General features: G+C 32.1%; 14 protein-coding genes. 13 read left to right on the top strand and 1 reads right to left on the bottom strand.

Features of this window, described 5'->3' with window-relative positions:
- The first annotated feature begins 75 nt into the window (after nt 1-75).
- The 6 genes from Q9R36_RS23955 to Q9R36_RS23930 all read left to right on the top strand — a co-directional run bounded on the left by Q9R36_RS23955 (nt 76) and on the right by Q9R36_RS23930 (nt 8,115).
- Nucleotides 76-348, top strand: coding sequence for a hypothetical protein (locus tag Q9R36_RS23955; protein ID WP_311226006.1), 273 nt, complete (start codon nt 76-78; stop codon nt 346-348).
- A 144-nt stretch (nt 349-492) separates the two neighbouring features.
- Complete coding sequence (locus Q9R36_RS23950; RefSeq protein WP_311226005.1) at nt 493-2,040, top strand: type I restriction-modification system subunit M; 1,548 nt, start codon at nt 493-495, stop codon at nt 2,038-2,040.
- Nucleotides 2,037-3,269, top strand: a complete 1,233-nt coding sequence (locus Q9R36_RS23945; protein WP_311226004.1) for a restriction endonuclease subunit S — start codon at nt 2,037-2,039, stop codon at nt 3,267-3,269. The genes Q9R36_RS23950 and Q9R36_RS23945 overlap by 4 nt, the downstream gene beginning before the upstream one ends.
- A gap of 21 nt (nt 3,270-3,290) precedes the next feature.
- Complete coding sequence (locus tag Q9R36_RS23940; protein WP_311226003.1) at nt 3,291-6,350, top strand: type I restriction endonuclease subunit R; 3,060 nt, start codon at nt 3,291-3,293, stop codon at nt 6,348-6,350.
- 132 nt (nt 6,351-6,482) lie between these two features.
- Nucleotides 6,483-7,133 (top strand): hypothetical protein, encoded by a 651-nt coding sequence (locus Q9R36_RS23935; RefSeq protein WP_311226002.1) that lies wholly within the window; start codon nt 6,483-6,485, stop codon nt 7,131-7,133.
- A gap of 7 nt (nt 7,134-7,140) precedes the next feature.
- Nucleotides 7,141-8,115: a hypothetical protein gene (locus Q9R36_RS23930; protein ID WP_311226001.1), complete on the top strand. Its 975-nt coding sequence runs from the start codon at nt 7,141-7,143 to the stop codon at nt 8,113-8,115.
- 124 nt (nt 8,116-8,239) lie between these two features.
- Here the strand turns inward: Q9R36_RS23930 and Q9R36_RS23925 are convergent, their stop codons facing one another.
- Nucleotides 8,240-9,760, bottom strand: a complete 1,521-nt coding sequence (locus tag Q9R36_RS23925) for a TOTE conflict system archaeo-eukaryotic primase domain-containing protein (RefSeq protein ID WP_396137136.1) — start codon at nt 9,758-9,760, stop codon at nt 8,240-8,242.
- 299 nt (nt 9,761-10,059) lie between these two features.
- On the opposite strand from Q9R36_RS23925, the gene Q9R36_RS23920 reads away from it, so the two are divergent.
- From Q9R36_RS23920 to Q9R36_RS23890, 7 genes are all read left to right on the top strand, one after another.
- Nucleotides 10,060-10,425 (top strand): hypothetical protein, encoded by a 366-nt coding sequence (locus tag Q9R36_RS23920; RefSeq protein WP_311225999.1) that lies wholly within the window; start codon nt 10,060-10,062, stop codon nt 10,423-10,425.
- A gap of 170 nt (nt 10,426-10,595) precedes the next feature.
- Entirely contained in the window at nt 10,596-10,985 is a 390-nt protein-coding gene (locus Q9R36_RS23915) for a hypothetical protein (RefSeq protein ID WP_311225998.1), read from the top strand.
- Between the two features lie 108 nt (nt 10,986-11,093).
- Nucleotides 11,094-11,573, top strand: a complete 480-nt coding sequence (locus tag Q9R36_RS23910) for a crossover junction endodeoxyribonuclease RuvC (protein ID WP_311225997.1) — start codon at nt 11,094-11,096, stop codon at nt 11,571-11,573.
- A gap of 2,796 nt (nt 11,574-14,369) precedes the next feature.
- On the top strand, nt 14,370-14,600 hold the full coding sequence (locus tag Q9R36_RS23905) for a hypothetical protein (protein ID WP_311225996.1): 231 nt from the start codon (nt 14,370-14,372) through the stop codon (nt 14,598-14,600).
- 396 nt (nt 14,601-14,996) lie between these two features.
- Nucleotides 14,997-15,878 carry a hypothetical protein gene (locus tag Q9R36_RS23900; RefSeq protein ID WP_311225995.1) on the top strand — a complete coding sequence of 294 codons (882 nt, stop codon included), beginning with the start codon at nt 14,997-14,999 and terminating at the stop codon, nt 15,876-15,878.
- A gap of 310 nt (nt 15,879-16,188) precedes the next feature.
- Nucleotides 16,189-17,010: a tyrosine-type recombinase/integrase gene (locus tag Q9R36_RS23895; RefSeq protein ID WP_311225994.1), complete on the top strand. Its 822-nt coding sequence runs from the start codon at nt 16,189-16,191 to the stop codon at nt 17,008-17,010.
- Nucleotides 17,011-17,082: 72 nt separating this feature from the next.
- On the top strand, nt 17,083-18,162 hold the full coding sequence (locus Q9R36_RS23890; RefSeq protein ID WP_311225993.1) for a hypothetical protein: 1,080 nt from the start codon (nt 17,083-17,085) through the stop codon (nt 18,160-18,162).
- The last annotated feature ends 150 nt before the right edge of the window (nt 18,163-18,312 follow it).

The raw sequence follows: 18,312 nt of genomic DNA, 5'->3' as shown, positions 1-18,312 counted from the left end.
CTTTCACTTAATTAAAGGTCATGCACTCGCTATATAGAACATCATGATGAATTACCTAACGAAAGAGGGATATGGATGAACGTAAGAAATGAAACGCATATTATACAAGTAAGCGACGATATTGTTCTAGCGCAACAAGAAAATTATTGTGTTGCTGTTGTAAAAATGAAAGGCTCCCGACTAAAAAAAACAAGATATTATCTTATTATTACTGAAGAGGAGTCACTAATGAATCAAAGTAAAGAGTCAAATGAATTAACTGATTTAGTGAAAAAACTACTTGCTATCACAGTCAAAAATAAAGCGATTAATAGAGCATATAAAGCAATTTATGATTTAATTAATTAGGATAGAAATTATTTAAAGTAAGGATTAGGTCCTTACTTCTTTTTATTACCTACTAATATTTGTAATCTGTAATTTAAGATTTTCTCATTTATGATAAAATAGGTAAATAGTAAGATGTTTTGTGGAAATATAGGAGGATAAACCATGAAGGTACAGGCAGACATAGATTTTCAGAAAGACTTATTTGAAGCAGCGAATAAAATGCGGGGTAGTGTGGCACCTGCTGATTATAAACATTATGTGTTACCGTTGATATTTCTAAGGTACTTATCAAATAAATATGAGCAACGTCGTATGCAACTAGAACAAATGGTTAGAGATCCAAAGAGCGATTGGTTTACAGAGGATACAGAAATGCAAATGGTAATAATTGATGACCATGACCAGTATAAGGCTGAGAATGTGTTTGTAGTGCCAGAAGAGGCTCGATGGCCTTATATAATGTCAAATGCAAATCAACCTAATATAAAAGAAATACTAGACAATGCAATGAAACGAATTGAAGAGGAGAACCCAGAACTAGAAGGAATGCTACCAAGAACCTTTCAAGGCTCTAATCTACCTGCTGAAAACATAGCAGGACTAATTGAAATATTTTCAAGAGATGTATTTAGTGCTAGGACCGATGAGAGTGTGGATGTCTTAGGACGTACTTATGAGTATTTTATCGGTTCGTTTGCCTCATCTGAAGGAAACAGGGGAGGGGAATTCTTTACACCATCAAGCATTGTAAAACTATTAGTTGCTATGCTTGAACCTATAAGTGGAAAAGTCTTTGACCCAGCATGTGGCAGTGGTGGAATGTTCATTCAAAGTGAAGAGTATTCACCACGAAAAAAAGCATTATCATTTTACGGACAAGAAAATGTGACAACAACAGTTCGCTTAGGGAAAATGAATGTACTGCTTCATGGAATAAATGCAGAGATTAGGCTAGGGGATTCCTTGTTAAATGATCAGTTTCCAGATTTAAGAGCCGACTTTGTTATAGCCAATCCCCCCTTTAACCAAAAAGATTGGGGAGCAGAACGATTGGCAAAGAATGATCCGCGTCTTATTGGACCAGTTTCTAATAGCAATGCAAACTATATGTGGATGCAACACTTTTTGCACCATTTAAATGATAATGGTACTGCAGGATTTGTAATGGCTAATGGGGCTATGACTACAAGTACAAAAGAGGAAAAAGAGGTTAGACAGCGGCTTATTGATGAGGGGTATATTGATTGTATTGTCCAATTACCAGAAAAACTTTTCTTTACGACAGGTATTCCATGCTGCCTTTTCTTCTTAAGTAAAAATCGAGACGGTAAAAATGGTTTTCGAAATCGTAAAAATGAAATATTGTTTATTGATGCTAGGAGTCAAGGTACACTAGTTAGTCGGAAACAAAGGGCCTTATTAAACGAAGAAATTGATAAAATAACGAATCTATATCATTCATTTAAAAATATTGATTCAGGCGAATATGAGGATATTGCAGGATTTTGTAAAGTAGCAACAATTGATGAAGTTAAAGCAAATGATTATAAATTAAATCCGGGAACCTACGTAGGTACTGAAACAGTTGAAGAAGATGAGATCTCCTTTGAAGAAAAAATGAATCAATTGACAAAACTGTTATATGAACAGTTCGAAATTTCTAATGACCTTCAAGCAAGAATAAAACAAAACTTGGAGGGGTTAATGTGACAGCATTGAAGAAGGTTCTTCTTGGAAATCTAATTGAAAGTGTATCGAAAAAACATTCATTCTATAAAGATGAAATAATATTTTTGAATACCTCAGATATTTATAGTGGAAAAGTCCTGAATCATGAGTATTCTGTTGTTGAAACATTGCCCGGTCAAGCAAAGAAAAGTATTAAGAAAAATGATATTTTATTCAGTGAAATTCGTCCTGCGAATAAGAGATTTGCATATGTTGATTTTGATTCAGAGGACTATGTAGTTTCAACTAAATTAATGGTATTACGACCAAAAACAAAAGAAATTTTATCTAAGTACCTTTATTATTTATTAACATCAAGTGAAACATTACAATATTTACAATCAGTGGCAGAATCGAGATCCGGTACATTTCCACAAATAACTTTTTCTGAAGTAAGCCAAATAGAAATAGATTTACCAAGTATCAAAGAGCAAGAAAAGATAATTGAAATTGTAGAAACACTTTATAAAAAAATTGATGTAAATAATAAGATAATTGAAACTTTGGAAGAAGTATCTAATCTACTGTATAAATATTGGTTCATCGATTATGTCCCATTTAGTGAGTTAGTTGAGTCAGAAGTAGGATTAATTCCAAAAGGGTGGGAATTAACTGAAATAGGACAGGCTGTTGAAGTAATGGGTGGGGGAACACCGAAAACAAAAGTAGTAGAATATTGGGATAACGGTGATATAGAGTGGTTTTCACCAACTGATTTGACTTCAAGTAAAACAATGTTTATAACATCTTCCTCAAAAAAGATTACTGCTTTAGGTTTAGAAAAAAGTTCAGCGAAGTTGTTTCCTCCTTATAGCATAATGATGACAAGCCGTGCTACTATTGGCGAAATAGCAATAAATAGAACAGAATCCTGTACAAACCAAGGTTTTATCACTTTAATACCTAATGATAATTTTTCGATGTATCAGTTATATCCTTGGCTCAAAAATAATATGGATCAAATAATGTTGTTAGCAAACGGTAGTACATTTAAAGAAATAAGTAAAACAAATTTTAAAAAGTTGAAAATTGTAAAAGCAAAGCGTATTGATGAATACACTGAGAAATCCAAAAATATTTTTAACTTAATTGACAATACATTGAAGGAAAATGAATATTTAATCCATACAATCGATTATATACTCCCTCGTCTTCTTAAGGGTGAAATTGACTTGAACGAAGTAGAGATAAAGGTTGAAACGTTAATATAATATTTGAGGAGGTGTTACATCATGTCCAGACCTCTAGGTGAATCAGCATTCGAAGAAACTACAATAGAGAGATTAAAAAGAATTGGTTATGAATATCTTCATGCACAAGAATTGTTTCAGCGTGGTGAACGTGAACACTTGCAGGAAGTAATATTATTAAATAGGTTTGAAGCCTTCCTAAAGAAGGCTTACCCTACTATACCAGAGCAAGAAATAAGACGACTGACAAGTATATTTACTTCGCCTGATGGTATCAATTTAATACAGCGAAACCAAGCATTTCATCAAATGTTAGTTAAGGGAGTAGAGTTTAACTATGAATTGAACGGTGAAACTTATACTCCTCACGTTTTTCCAATTGATTGGAAAACCCCAGAAAACAATGACTTTCTTGTTGTTAATCAACTTTCAATTATAGGAAGAATGTCTCGAAGACCAGATATTATTATATATGTTAATGGGCTTCCGCTCATTGTATTTGAATTAAAAAATCCTAATAGTGAACAAGCAACTGTGAAGGATGCTTATACACAAATTCAAAATTACACCTATGATATTTCACAACTTTTTAATTATAATACCTTCACAGTTGTTTCGGATAATGTGGAAACCAAGCATGGAATGCCTTTTGCTGATTATGATTTTTTTGCTTCATGGAAATCAATTGACGGAAGAAATGTAGACAACAATCGGGCAAATACTATGCGTACATTAATTGAAGGACTGTTCCCTAAAGACCGTCTGTTAAACTATATTCGTAACTTTATAGTCTTCCTTAAGGCCGGCGACAAAACGAAGAAAATAGGGGCAAAATACCACCAATTTTTCGGGGTTAATTTTGCAGTTACGGAAACAGTTCGTGCAACAAGGCCAGATGGAGACCGTAAAATTGGCGTTATGTATCATACGACTGGTTCAGGGAAATCATTAAGTATGCTTTTCTTTGCAGGTATTTTAAGCAGACATCCTGAACTAAATAATCCTTCCATTGTGATTCAAGTGGATAGAAATGATTTAGATGAACAATTGTATGATACTTTTGTTGAGGGTGAGTCATTAATAGGAAAGGTTGAAAGGGCAAGTAGCACTGAAAAGTTAAGAACAATTCTTAGAGGTGAAGCCACCCCTGTTGTCTTTTCAACAATAGAAAAATTTCGCCTAAAAGGTGAAGAAACACAACACCCTGTACTTTCAGAACGGAGGAACATTGTTGTAATTGCTGACGAGGCGCATCGTACACAGTCAGGATTTGAAGGTGGTTACGCGGCGCAATTGCGTTTTGCACTTCCAAACGCCTCCCATATCGGCTTTACAGGGACTCCAGTAGATTTTGTTGGAAACAATACAGAAGAGATATTTGGACACACTATTCATCGTTATGACATGGCACAGGCTGTTGCGGATAAAGCAACATTACCAATCTATTATGAAAGCCGACTAGTACCACTTGATTTAACCGCAGAGGATATAGATGGTCAATTCGATGATATATTTGTAGACAATGGTGAAAGTGATGATTCAGAGGGATATAAAAGAAAGTGGGCCGCTTTAGAAAAAGTTGTGGGAACTCCAAAACGGCTCAAACGTCTTGCAAACGATATCGTATCACATTTTAATTCAATGGCCAATCCTTTTCAAAAAGCAATGATCGTTTGTATGAGCCGTCAAATTGCTGCAGATTTATACGATTGTCTGAAAGAGGTAGAAGGTTGTCCAAAAATGGAAGTCATTATGACAGGCGATGTATCAAAAGATCCGCGCGAATGGAGAGAAATTCAAGAAGGAAGCCAATATTCCCATATTAAGTCTAAGAAAGAACAAGAAGATGTTAAGGCTAAATTAAGGAACCCTGAAGCCCCACTTAAGTTTGTAATAGTAGTGGATATGTGGCTAACAGGTATGGACGCACAGCCACTCTCATACCTATATGTTGATAAGCCTATGAAGGGGCATAATCTAATGCAAGCAATTGCAAGGGTTAACCGAGTCTTCCCCGGTAAAGAAGGTGGAATGGTTGTCGATTATATAGGCATTGCTACTTCTCTAAAAGAGGCAACACAAAAATATACTAAGGGCGGAGGAACAGGCAATCCTGCTTATGATGTTGCTGAGGCAATTAGAATTTTTAATGAAAATTTAGAATCCGTTAGAAACTTTATCCCTTCAAATATAGAGATAGAAGGTTGGAGACATAAACCCCAAATAGATAGGGAAGATTTTATAGCAGATTTAGTAAATGTGCTATTAAGCAGCGATACAGAGGATTATATACAATATGCAACGAAACTAGAGAAATCCTACCAACTTGTTAAAAATCAGCCAGAAGTAATGGTCATTGCTGATGAAGTAACACTTTATTTAATGTTAAAGGCTCAATTACGCAAACATTTACGACCTCCCGGTGGGACTGCAGGAGGGAATAAGACATTAGAAGAGCAATTGTCAGCGCTATTAGATCAAAATTTATTAGCAAAAGAAACGGTAGATATTTTTAAAGTGGCAGGAATAGAACGGCAGGATATTAGTATTCTTGATGAGCAATTTTTAGCCGATTTAACAAAGAAAGAACATGAGGATCTACGGTTAAAATTACTTAAAAAACTTCTTGAGGACAAAATCAGAGTAACCTTTAAACAAGGAAGTCCGCAAACAAAAACAATGCAAGAGTTACTAGAAAAAACATTAACTGAATACCATAATCGTGTTATTCAAGCGGCAGATGTCGTTCGCATGATGATTAAAATGCGTAAAGAAATGGAAGAGGAAATGCGCAAACGGCAGGACTTAGGCTTGTCTGAAGAAGAAATTGAATTTTACAAAGCAATTACTTCTATGGAAGAAGGCGCTTTTTCTAATGAGTTCTTAGCAAACTTAATACACAAAGTTGTTAATGAATTAAAAAAGAAACTTGATGTTGATTGGACTAGCCCTCACCGACAAGATATTTATGCCAAAGTGAAACTTGCTGTCAAAATGGTTTTGATGAAGGAGAAAGTAACAGGGCAACAACTTCAATTTTTAACCAACAAATTTATGGAACAGGCTGAGGAGCAGTTTAAGGGCTGGCCAATGGATGCCTAGAGAAATTTGTTTGTAGTAAAGAATATATGGAATGAATGTTCAGCGCAGATAGAAAGAGCCCATCTATGAAAATTAATGGGTTCTTTCTTTATTTAATAAATCACTTAAAAAATCGAATAGGGGTGTTGCCTTATGGATCAATTGTCTTCGATATTGACTACCTTATCTAAAGAAAGACCAGTGTTTCATTCAGAAGCAGATTTTCAACATGCTTTGGCTTGGGAAATCCATAAAAACTATTCCCAGAGTAATCTAAGATTAGAATACAACCCGGCAATTTCCGATGGTAATATGTATCTTGATATTTGGGTTTCGCATCCAAATGGCTATCGAACAGTAATAGAGTTAAAATATATTACTAAAAAAATTAGTTTGCAAATAAATGATGAAACATATAACTTGAAAAATCACGGAGCACCTGATTTAGCAAGGTATGATTTTATTAAAGACATTGTGAGAATCGAAACTGTGTGTAACACTTTAGATAACACCAATGGATTTGCTATCATCCTTTCGAATGAATCTGCACTGTGGAAACAGCCTGTGCTTCGTGAGAAGGTCCCTAATGATATTGAGTATCGAATTCATAATGGAAAAGTTTTAGAAGGTGAGATAAAGTGGGGACAAAATACAGGGCAAGGAACTATGAAGGGAAGGGAATCTTCCTTAAATATTTTAGGTACATATAAACTAAATTGGCTTCCTTATTCTAAAGTTACGGAGTCTACTGGTGGAGAGTTTAAGATAGCCATTATTGAAGTGCCTTCTAAAATAAAGGAGTAATGAGTTAATGTCAATTTACAATAATATTTTTCATTATTACCGGGGGCAGACTAGAAATAAAGACGAAGAGACAAATCAATTGCAAATTGAAAATAATGTAACTAAGGCATTTTTAAATGTCTTACAGCACGCATCCCCAGTTTTAGCAAGTGAGTTTATAAGATTTATTGGTATTGAGATAAAAGAAATCGATAATTTTGAGTTCAGGCAACAGTTAACATCACAATTAAATACAATTACTCCTATTGCGGTGGTAGTTGGTATTGCCGAAAATAAAGAAATTAAGAACGGTACATATAAAGATTCAAACATTCCTGATGGTGCAATATTATCAGATGAGATCTCTCTCCTATTAGAAAATAAGATTGGCTATAATTCTTACTTAAATAAGGAGCAGTTGGAGGGACATAGAAGGTTATTTGCGAACGGTCAAAATATTCTAGATGAACCTATTATTATGACATGGATAGAAATTCGGCAATTTTTTCGGGCTAAACAAAAGGATTTTGAAAAAGAGGGAGATGTCCTTTCTAGTTTTTTACTAAAACAATTTGAGGAATTCTGTGTTATTAATTGTATCGGTGATAGACAAAAATCTAAAGAATATTTCTTTTTGCGTTTTGAAAAAGATAAAGCAAGAAAACTGGCGCGTGAAATTGATAGTTTTATATGGAATAATGCGAAATTTGAAGTAGAAGATGCGGGAACAGCAGATGGAATTGGATACAGAAGAAAAGGATTCCCAAAATTTGCGACTTTAACTACTGCAAGGCAAAGGTGTTTAATTCTCCATGTTGGAAATAAAGATGAAATGAAAGGGTTAGAAATTCAAACAAAAATCGACAAAATACTAAAAAGAGATTATAACAGAAGCAGTTCTGATACGATTAAGTATCCACATGAGGCCTATATTCGTTTAGAATGGGTAGAAGATTTTGAACAGGTTAAACCTTACATCATTGAAGCGTATAGTAGCAGATAATGGATTGATATAGATTGGAAATTTGAATAAGGACCTCATTTGGATAAACCAAAGGGTCCTTGAATTATATGAAAAAAGTGATAAATTTAAATACATTTGAAAAAACTTCTGAGAAGTACCTAATTTATTGTATTGTAATTGCTTGTTGCTCTTTTGCTTTAATCAGTATCTCTTTAATATTCGACAATTCAATATAGGAGAATGTTTCTTTTATTAAATCAATCCTAATATCCAAATATGAATCTAATTTTTCGGCTGTTACATTAATCATAATTTCTCTGTCAGATTTTAACCAATTCAGACTTAGTTCATATGTATTTGGATGATTTTCAGGAGTGCCAAGTATATGGTTTCTTGTTACTTTAATAATGCCAATTTGCTCTAGTTCTTTTATTTGATTCATTGCTGTACGTACTGCACATCGTGAAGCCCTGCTTATTTGTTCGTATGTCATATAAAATTTTCTATCTTTATCCTCAAACCGCTTCGAATGAATAAGGAGTACGGTAATAATGTTGTGTAACTTTTTAGGATATTGAAAAATAGTTAACATATCGGACTTAGAGATTGAAATCTCTGTTTTACCTTTAAATAAAATAATATTTTTTTTATATACTAGATCTACAATCCGGTTAATTTCTTGATAGCACGTATTTAAAGGTGTTTTATAGAGATTTGGGTCTTGATTGTCCATCCAATCTTTAAGTAGTTGATTACATTCACTTTTTTTTACTTTAAGTGTATTAAAATAAATCGCTAGTTTACAAAGAGAAGCATTCCGGGTTCCAGAGTTCTTTAATCCTTCATTATATAATTTTTCTAAAGTATTAAGATCTTCTTTAGATAAATAAAAATTAGAAAAATCAACATTAATTCTATTTTTCTCTAATATTTTTCCGTTTGCAAGAGATTGGTCTGTTTCAACATCAGGGAGGTCATTGATTAAATCACTTATAATCTGAGCATCTATAGGTTCTATAGTTAAAATAAAATCTAAGGAACGGATAGGTGTAAAGTTATTTTGGACATCAACATACCAGCAAATATTATCGATTTGATTCTTGTTTTTAAAATTGATACTCAAGGGGAGTTTTAAACCTTGAGTAGGCGAAGGCCTTTTTTCAATTTGTCCCTCTAGATTTCCACCTAGGAGATTAAGTGTTGATTTGATCGCTGCATTATAGAGTTTTTCCATAGACTTATATGGAATCTCTTTTGAAAAGTAAATATCAACATGATATCCTTTAGTCCCGCTCCAACTTGTATAGATTTTATGGGTTGGGATTCCCAAGTTATTTAAAGATTCATAGAGAGCCAAAACCACCCTCTTTGCCTCTGTTTTATCGGGGACATCTACATCAAATGTCACAAATTTTGTAAGATTTTTTCTGCAAAAAATTCCGTATGTATTTTCTCGCATTAAGTGGGACTTTAAAAATCCATCGTGCAAAGGTTTGTGTCTCTCTTTTTCGTATTGATTAAAAGTTTGATAACCATTGCCATCATTGTTTTGTTTGATATACTTGTACCTTACTGTGATAAATAACTCCTTCATTTTGTTCAAAATTTCATTATTTACTTCCAAGATACCACTTCCTTTCTTAATATCATTCCTCCCTAAGAACAATTGTTTAAGGCTTAATATTTTTATAACATAAAAGAGAAAAAACCAGATTAATATGTTGCAACATAATTGTGACGAGTTTTGTGAAAATGAGAAATACCTATATATTCATGATATTCTCTTTAAAAACCTTAAAATCTTTTAAAACATATAATTAAGTTATTGTATGTCTATAATTGTTAATTACTACAATTCATATTAAAGTGGTCTTTTTTAAAAGTTCATTTTTAAAATTTAATAGATTGAAAACAAGGATAGAACATATGTGTGTATAAAGTAATAAGTGTAAATATTTTCACTAGAAAGGTGTGTACACTCATATGGTTAGCAAGGAAAGACAAAAGAAATTGGATTATGTTAAGGCGATTCACGATGATTATACTATTATCATTGCAAAGCATCCCCGCTTTCAATGGATAAATCATTCTGAAAGCAAGTTTATTTATTTTTTATACATCACGAAAAGTCAAAAGTGTTTCGTGGATAAAAATACAGCCCATGTAGGTGAGTATAATATCCTCTGTTTTCAAAATTTTTATTCATCCTTTATAAGTCTAATGAAAGTGATAGTTCCTATACTGGCTGAATATATTTTAGACAACGATGAACTCTTTAAAGTAATTATGTTATGTGAGGAATTAGAAGAACCTGATGACAATCTGCTTCATGAGAATAACAGTGAATAATAACAACGGCAGGGATAGTATCCTTGCTTTTTTTTTATTTTATTTACAAAAATCTATAACAATATCTATATGGCTTTCATTATTAATAAAGGTTTTTCCTTCTAAAAAAAGAAGTTACAAATAGAGCATTCCCTTGAAATAGGGGATTAAAAAGAAGGGAGAGGAGATGAATGGGCAAATATGAATATAGCGTTCATGAGTTAATTAGAATAAATGAGTTATTTAACGATGCAGCAAGTGTCCTATTGCATAACTTAAATAAATTTGTTTATGTGGAAATAATTGACCGTGAAGGTGAAAAAAATTGTTTTACCCTGACTAAAAGAGATTTTAAGGCGATTCAAACTGATTTTTTTATAAGCATACTTAATGATATTATCCTAGACGGATTGGACGATGAACTAATTATGAGTGTTAAATTAAATCCCAGTGTTGAGAATTTTCCGGTTGAAATTATTTTTACGTATCAAAATGAAATTCATGAAAGGTACTTTTGCAATTTCAAAGAACTCGAATTTATCTATAATTCATTGAAAAAACAAAAAGAAAATGTTAATTAGATAAAAATAATTAAAGTACAAAGAGATAGTGTGCTCACCAATGACAAAACCTGTACCAACAAAATATTTGATCGTTAAATGTTGGTGCAAATGTAGGGAGGTGTGCATATGCAATTGACAAATGAACCAACGATTATGGGAATAGATGCCTCATTAACTTCTACTGGCGTTGCTATAACAACCTTCGAACAAAAAATTGTCATTCTTCATACAATAAAAACCAATGCTGATACACCTATTCACAAAAGGATTCATTTTGTATATATGGAACTTGAAAAAATAATTGACGAAAACAATGTGCGACTGATTTTATGTGAAAATAACTATACTGGTGGAAGTAAGGAAGTAAATTGGGTTATAGGAGTAATCTTTCTCATTGCAGCAAACAAGGGTAAAGAAATAAAGACATATGCCCCGGCTTCTATTAAGAAGGCTATCACAGGAAATGGAAGAGCCAGTAAGAAAGAAATAAAGCCGGCTATACATAAAATATATGGTGAACTAAGAACTAACGAGCACGTGCGTGATGCATTGGGGATTATACATTGTTATTTTGCCAAAGAGGAAGGGGAAGAAATATATATATAAACAAAACAAATGGCTCTAGAGCAGAGCATATTGAAGAGTAAACATGACGTTTGCTCTTTTTCTTTTTTGTAAATACTACCATTAAAAGGAGTTGAGCATGATGTATAAACATGAAATACATAAATCATTCACATATTTATTTTTCTTTGTAGTAACAATAATTTTTTTAATCTCAACGGTTCCTATTTCGTTCCAAGTTGACGAATACACATACGTGACTGCCTTGATCTTTTCTATAATTGGTACGGTTTGTTTTAGTGAGATATATTTTGGATTACATAAAAAAATCAAGGATAAGGATTTCCTTGCAATATTCATCCGAAATCTTTTTCTACTCTCCGTTTTTTTGATTAACTGTTCCATAGTGTTATTAGGAAATTGGTTTGTACTGCAGTCAGGACTTGTAGATACGTTAAATTATACATGGTACACAGTTATTGCTGGCTTTATATGGTTAATTAGTTTTCATCTAGCAAAGATAGTGCCAAATCTTCCAGAAAAGTTGTTGAAGAAGAAGGAGCAATAAATCCCGCTCCTTTTTATTATGTCAAAATATGTTGAATAGGTACTTAATTTGACGTTTATTTGGCCCTGACTGTAACTCTTGATCAACGTATAATAAAAGAATATCCATAGATTTTAATAGAGCGGAGGCGTTTATTATAGATTTGCTAATACCTAACAAGAAGAAGAGAGTGAATACTCACTTATTTAACGCCTTGTGTAGATTTTTGTTAATCTTATTGTTTACCCCTTTGACCTTACAATTCTGGAATCACAGTTTTATGTCTTTAGTTATTGTTACGTATCTGACCATGCAGGTAGGGGGATTAATTTATAAGCGAATGTATATTCCCACATATCAATATGTTGTATATGAGAATAAATATAATAATAAAATGCCACCTGCTTATTCTTGGTTGATGCTAACTTTAATATTATTTGTCTCAATAACATCCGGACTGATATTATTTTTTCAAGGAAACAATGTGTTTTCTACTTTTTTCATGCCTTTCTTTTTCTTCATGGGATCATTCTGTTGGAATCTAGTAATTAATAATGTAATTGAAGCAAAGGGTATGTATAAATCACAAGATGTTAATTAGATTGTTATAAGGGGGATGCCATGAAAGAGATTAATTCAAATGTCCGATTTATTATTACTCTGTTTATTTGGGCAATCATACTTTGTTCAATTTATTCAGTTTTGTTCTACCCAATTAATTACTTCATCTTAAAATTCAGTCCCATTGACTATTTTTGTCTATTTGCTGGAGTATTTATTTGTAGTGGTATTCTGTTTCACCGTTTTTATTTAAACCTATTTGATAATGTTATTAGGCATTTTAAAATTAAGAATGAGATGTTTTGGAATGGTATTACACTTATTACTTTTAACTTAACAGGTTTGTTCACAGGGTTCCTAGTTTATATGATTACTAAAGACATGACTTATGCGGAAATTACAGTAATGGTTTATAGTTGCGGGTCAATCAGTTGGTTTATACCTCTAAATATAATAAGAAGGGAAGTAAAGGAAAGACAGATTAGGGAAGAAAGATCTAACAAAATCTTTATTGATGAAAATGGGAATAAGATACTATATTTTAAGTTATAGGTAGTATTGATTAGTAATAATTAATATTAGTTAATAAAGATTGGCAATTTTTTATGTGCGATAATAATATTGCAAATAAATTATTTCAAAATGTCATTAATTAAAAAGGAAATTGGCAACTGATATTGAATTTAACAGTATCAGGACTAAAGATTTTGATAGATTCCTGATGATTAGTATTCCTTGAAACGTCTTAGATCTCTTTCTTGTGTATACGCCCCTTTCGTTTGAAATAATAATTATACAGTTAAGACCAGATAGTGATATTTGCTATTTGGTCTTTTCTTTTTATAAATATGAGACCATATATACTAGTCATATGATATTTTTTAAATAGAGGAAGGAAGTCTTGTTAAACTTAAACAACATTGTACTATTAAATAATTTTAATAACTTTAAAAATTACGCTAACAATATTTTTAAAATTCAGAGAGGAGAAATAGATGGAAAAGCCTATTGATTGGAAAGAATTTCTGAAGGAATATTTCAAGAGAATGGAAAAAGAAAAGAAGAAATTAGAATTTAAGGTGATTAAGAATGACGAAAAATAGTTAATCCGATATAAATTTTGAACGGGAAATCAAGTTTAAATTATACTTAATTCCTGCCAATATTAATAGATGACAGTGTCAGGACTAAAGATTCCTCATAGTATCCTGATGGTTAGTATTCCTTGAAATGTCTTAGAACCCTTTCTTGTATATACGCTCCTTTCGTTTGGAATAAAAACTATACACTTAAGACCAGATAGTGATATATGCTATTTGGTCTTTTCTTATAAAAAATGGGACCAAATATAGTAGTTTATGTGAGTTCCATGTCTTACTTTTAGGAAAATTTTATTAATGAAAATAATAAATTCCCCGTCCGAAAAAAATCCATATATAGTAATTAAAGTGATTGTTTACTGTCTAGAAAAAAGAAAAGAAACGAATAAATTAGATTTTCAATAACATTTATTTAATTTGACAGTATAATGCGAAATTCAGTACATTTTGACGGAATTTAAGGTTAAGCCCTTTGACTAATCTTGTGAATTTTCGGATCAAATATTTCCAACCTTTGTAGATTCTATATGATTTTCCAACAGTGAAACTCAGAAAAAATAAAGGTTTTGTTGCAGAGAAATATAAAGAATAGGTGAGTAAACAAACATTTTGATAAAGGGGCTAATCTTAATGACAATTGAGTTGCAGGTTTTAGTAGACAGTATCAACCGCATTGCAAATGGCTGCATCATTGTAGTAGCAATCTTTTTCGCAATAACCTTAATGAAGTCTTTCATTTTTAATAGGATAAAAGGTTTCATGTCAGAAACAATGGCAAATAGAATTGAGAAAACACTAGAATGGACTAGTTTAATGACATTTAATATCGGAGTAATGTGGGTTATTATTTTCTTTAATTAGGTATAAAAGTGTTCTCGCAAAAAATAGAAGTAATGTATTAAGCCGTTGTCTTTTGGGGTACCTGCAAAGGAAAAGTATATGTAAAAAACAAGTATTAAAGCGGTGTATTTCTCACAAGAAATAGCACTGCTTTTAGCATGTAATTTAGTAATTAATTATATGGTAAATTTAGTAAAATATTATTGGATTATCGTGTGAAGAGGAGTCTGAAACGAAGAAGGAGCATTAGGAAGAAAATGGACAAAGATTTTTTATGTGTGAACATTTAATTATACATAAAAATGAAATATATAAATCATTTTTAGGAATTGGTAGAATGGTATTGAAATCAAGGAATTGAGTATGTCAGCGAATTAAACTCATTATAAGATATGATTAATTTAAGGAGAATTTTTAATGTCATTACACAAAATTCAAGAAGAAGAACTACGGAGTACTTGTAAAAAGAAAATTGAGTCACTTGAAAATTGGTTAAGACGATTAGTTGATGATTCCTTTACTGAAGCATATGGTTCAGACTATTTATTTGTAAAGAAGGAAAATGGAGATAGTGTCATTAAGAACAGCATAGGAAATGACATTAAGGCAAGAAAGGAAAGGGAACCTTTTAGGTATCCAAGACTCATTGATGCAACACTATTGGATAACTTGATAGATATCATATGCAATCCAAATAATTTTAGTGCTTTCTTTAAAGATGCTTTAGGAGAAGTTTTCCCATTCGGAGCAGATCATGCAAGGTTTACTATAAAAAAAATAATTGATCCTAGAAACCAATTGGCACATGCAAATCCAATTAGTGTAAGACAAGCAGAGCAAATTATTTGTTATAGCAATGATATTATAGATTCTTTAAAAGAATACTACAGAAAGAAGGGACTAAATGTGATTTATAATGTTCCAACTATTATGAAGTTTGTTGATTCCTTTGGAAACGAGGTACACCGTAACCAAATGGTAGATACTGGTGTAGGTTGTGGTATAAAGCAATTTCATGAAAATGAAGAGTTTTTTTTACGTCCGGGAGATTATTTATCTATAGAAGTCCAAATTGATCCAAATTTTGAGGAAGAGTCATACGATGTTGAATGGAGAATAAGTGATCATCTAGTAAATAATCTTAAAGGAAGTAAATTTACTTTAGAAATTAAAAATGAACATGTTTCTCACCTTCTTAGTTTTTCGTGTAGGATAATATCTAAAAAAGATTGGCATAAGTATGGATACTACGATGATGAAGTAACAGTATCATACCGAATTTTACCACCAGCATACTAAGTAAGTTGACCTTTAATAGGTATGGAAGACAAATGACAATATAAAGAAAGAAAAAGAATTTTAAGTAAATGTATTTATGAATTAAATAACAATAAAAGAACCTTCCGATTATCAGGTTATATACTGGAAAGGTTCTTTTTTTGTACTCAGAAAAGAAGTATTTCTAAGATTGCATAGATTTATTGCGTAGAATAGGTATTCCATGCTATCATGCGACCAAATAACAGTGAAAATGAAATAAAAAACGGCTATTAACAGCAAAAAAATATTGCATAGAATTATTTAAGCCGAAAAATGTGGAGGAGAGTATATGATTAACCAATTTGCAGAAGAAGCATTAAGAGGAAAATCAGAGCAGACAATTAAAACTTATGTTCATGCAATCAAGCAATTTAGTGAATGGTTGGAAGGTGCTGGAACTGACTTAAGATGCTATGCCAGAAGTGATGTCCAACAATATATTGATTTTTTAGTTAGCAGGCGTAAAAGCGCTGCAACTATTAATAAAATCTGGAATGCAATTAAGAAGTTTAGCAAATGGTCTCATAAAGAAAATACAATTGAAGATATTGCTGTAGTCAAACCCGTTGATTATAAGAACGAAGCACCTAAAGCGCTTGATCGTCTTGAAGTTAACCGTCTAATAAGGGAAATTGATAGAAATGAAAACAAACGGGATATGGCAATAGTACAATTACTATTAAATAGTGGATTACGCCTATCAGAGTTGGTTTTTTTGGATAAGTCAGATATTGTGTTGAGTGATCGAAAAGGGGAAGTTAAAGTCCGTAGAGGTAAAGGAAATAAAGAAAGGTCAATCCCCTTAAACAAGGAAGTACGAAGAGCATTATTGAAATATCTTGAAGATAGAAAGGATTCCGAAGAACCTCTATTTCTATCAAATAGGGGTAAAAGAATTAGTACAAGAGCCGTTCAGTATATACTAGAAAAGCAAGGATTTAATGTGCATGCATTGAGACATACTTTTATCACATCACTTGTTCGAAATGGCCAAGACATAAGCGTAATCCAATCACTCAGTGGTCATACAAGTGCCGAAATGGTACTTCGGTATTCTGCTCCTACTGAAGAGGATAAACAAAATGCCGTTGAGGATTTGTGGAGGGGTTAACTTTATTAGTTAATCTATTATAGTTTGATAGATTATCTGGAAATGAACTAAATACTGATTAGGGGTCATTTTATGTTTAATCATTTAAGTAATGCTGTATTTAGATTGTATCAAACCGAAAACAGTAAATATAAGTCGTCTCTGTTCGATTTAATTGATGGTGACCGTGAAACCAAGCAAACTAAAGGTCTAGCATATTTATTTAGTCTGTCCTCGGAGTTATTAATAGAATTTTTGTCTATAAATAAAATACAAGAAGTTATTAAGAAAACACTTCGTAAAAATGAATTTCTTCAGTTTTTGAGTTGTGACTTTTTAAAAGTTGATGCAGAAATGATTAGTGATGGGGAGGAGAAGATTAGAAGGGATATAACCCTCACTTTTTATCACAATAGCAAAAAAGTGCTTGTTTTAATTATTGAAGCAAAAAACATTAAATTAGATATTAACCATAGTCTAGAAGAACAACTCCAGAGATACGTTAATCCTAAATACTTCCCACATGATGAACAAGTACCTAAAATTGCTGTTGCTCTGACGAAGTATAAACAATCTTTCAAGACAGAAGCGTTTGTTTCATTTACTTGGGTTGAAATGATAGAAGTACTACATCAAACGCTTCAATTAAATTTAGATACAACAAAATCTTCAGTTTTAATGGATTACTATAAATTTATTACAGGAGTAGATAAAGGTATGCACTATTACGAAAAAGAAATACTATCTGTTCCAGCAGGTAAAACGTTTGAAGAAATCACCAATTATCATATACATGCTTGTCCAGACACACCTTCATATAACTATCGTGACCCACTTTTCATAACGTTTCGTCAAAAGGGGGGTGGAGTAATGAATAAATTGTATAAGATTGAAGATATTCTGATTCTTGCTCCAGAAAACTTATCAGTTCTTAAAGATATATCTGAAAGCAATCTTTTATATAAAGATAGGCTATCAGCATATGTTGAGGACAGAAAAAAGGGGCATGGCTTCAAGAGTAATGATACGTATAGATTCTATATTCTCTCTGAAAATGATCACATTTCCTTATCACATAATCCTCGTCCTGAAAAAAATAATGCTGGTGGATGGTACTATACTTTATCGGAGATGTTAAGTGGTAGGCAAGTGGTGTTTACTGATTCGAAATAGTTATGATTCATGAGATTTTTTGCAATAAATTTTTAAAAAACAAGGGTTTCGATATTGGATAGGGAAGATTAAGGTATCAGGAATCTTCCCCTTAGATTCCTGATGGTACGCCTAATTTCCTGAGTGTTTTTCTTGTGTTAATCCTTTTCT

Origin of the sequence: Bacillus sp. AG4(2022) (assembly GCF_031844465.1) — a bacterium.
Lineage (GTDB): Bacteria > Bacillota > Bacilli > Bacillales > Cytobacillaceae > Bacillus_AB > Bacillus_AB infantis.
This window is presented reverse-complemented; position numbering and strand designations above follow the sequence as displayed.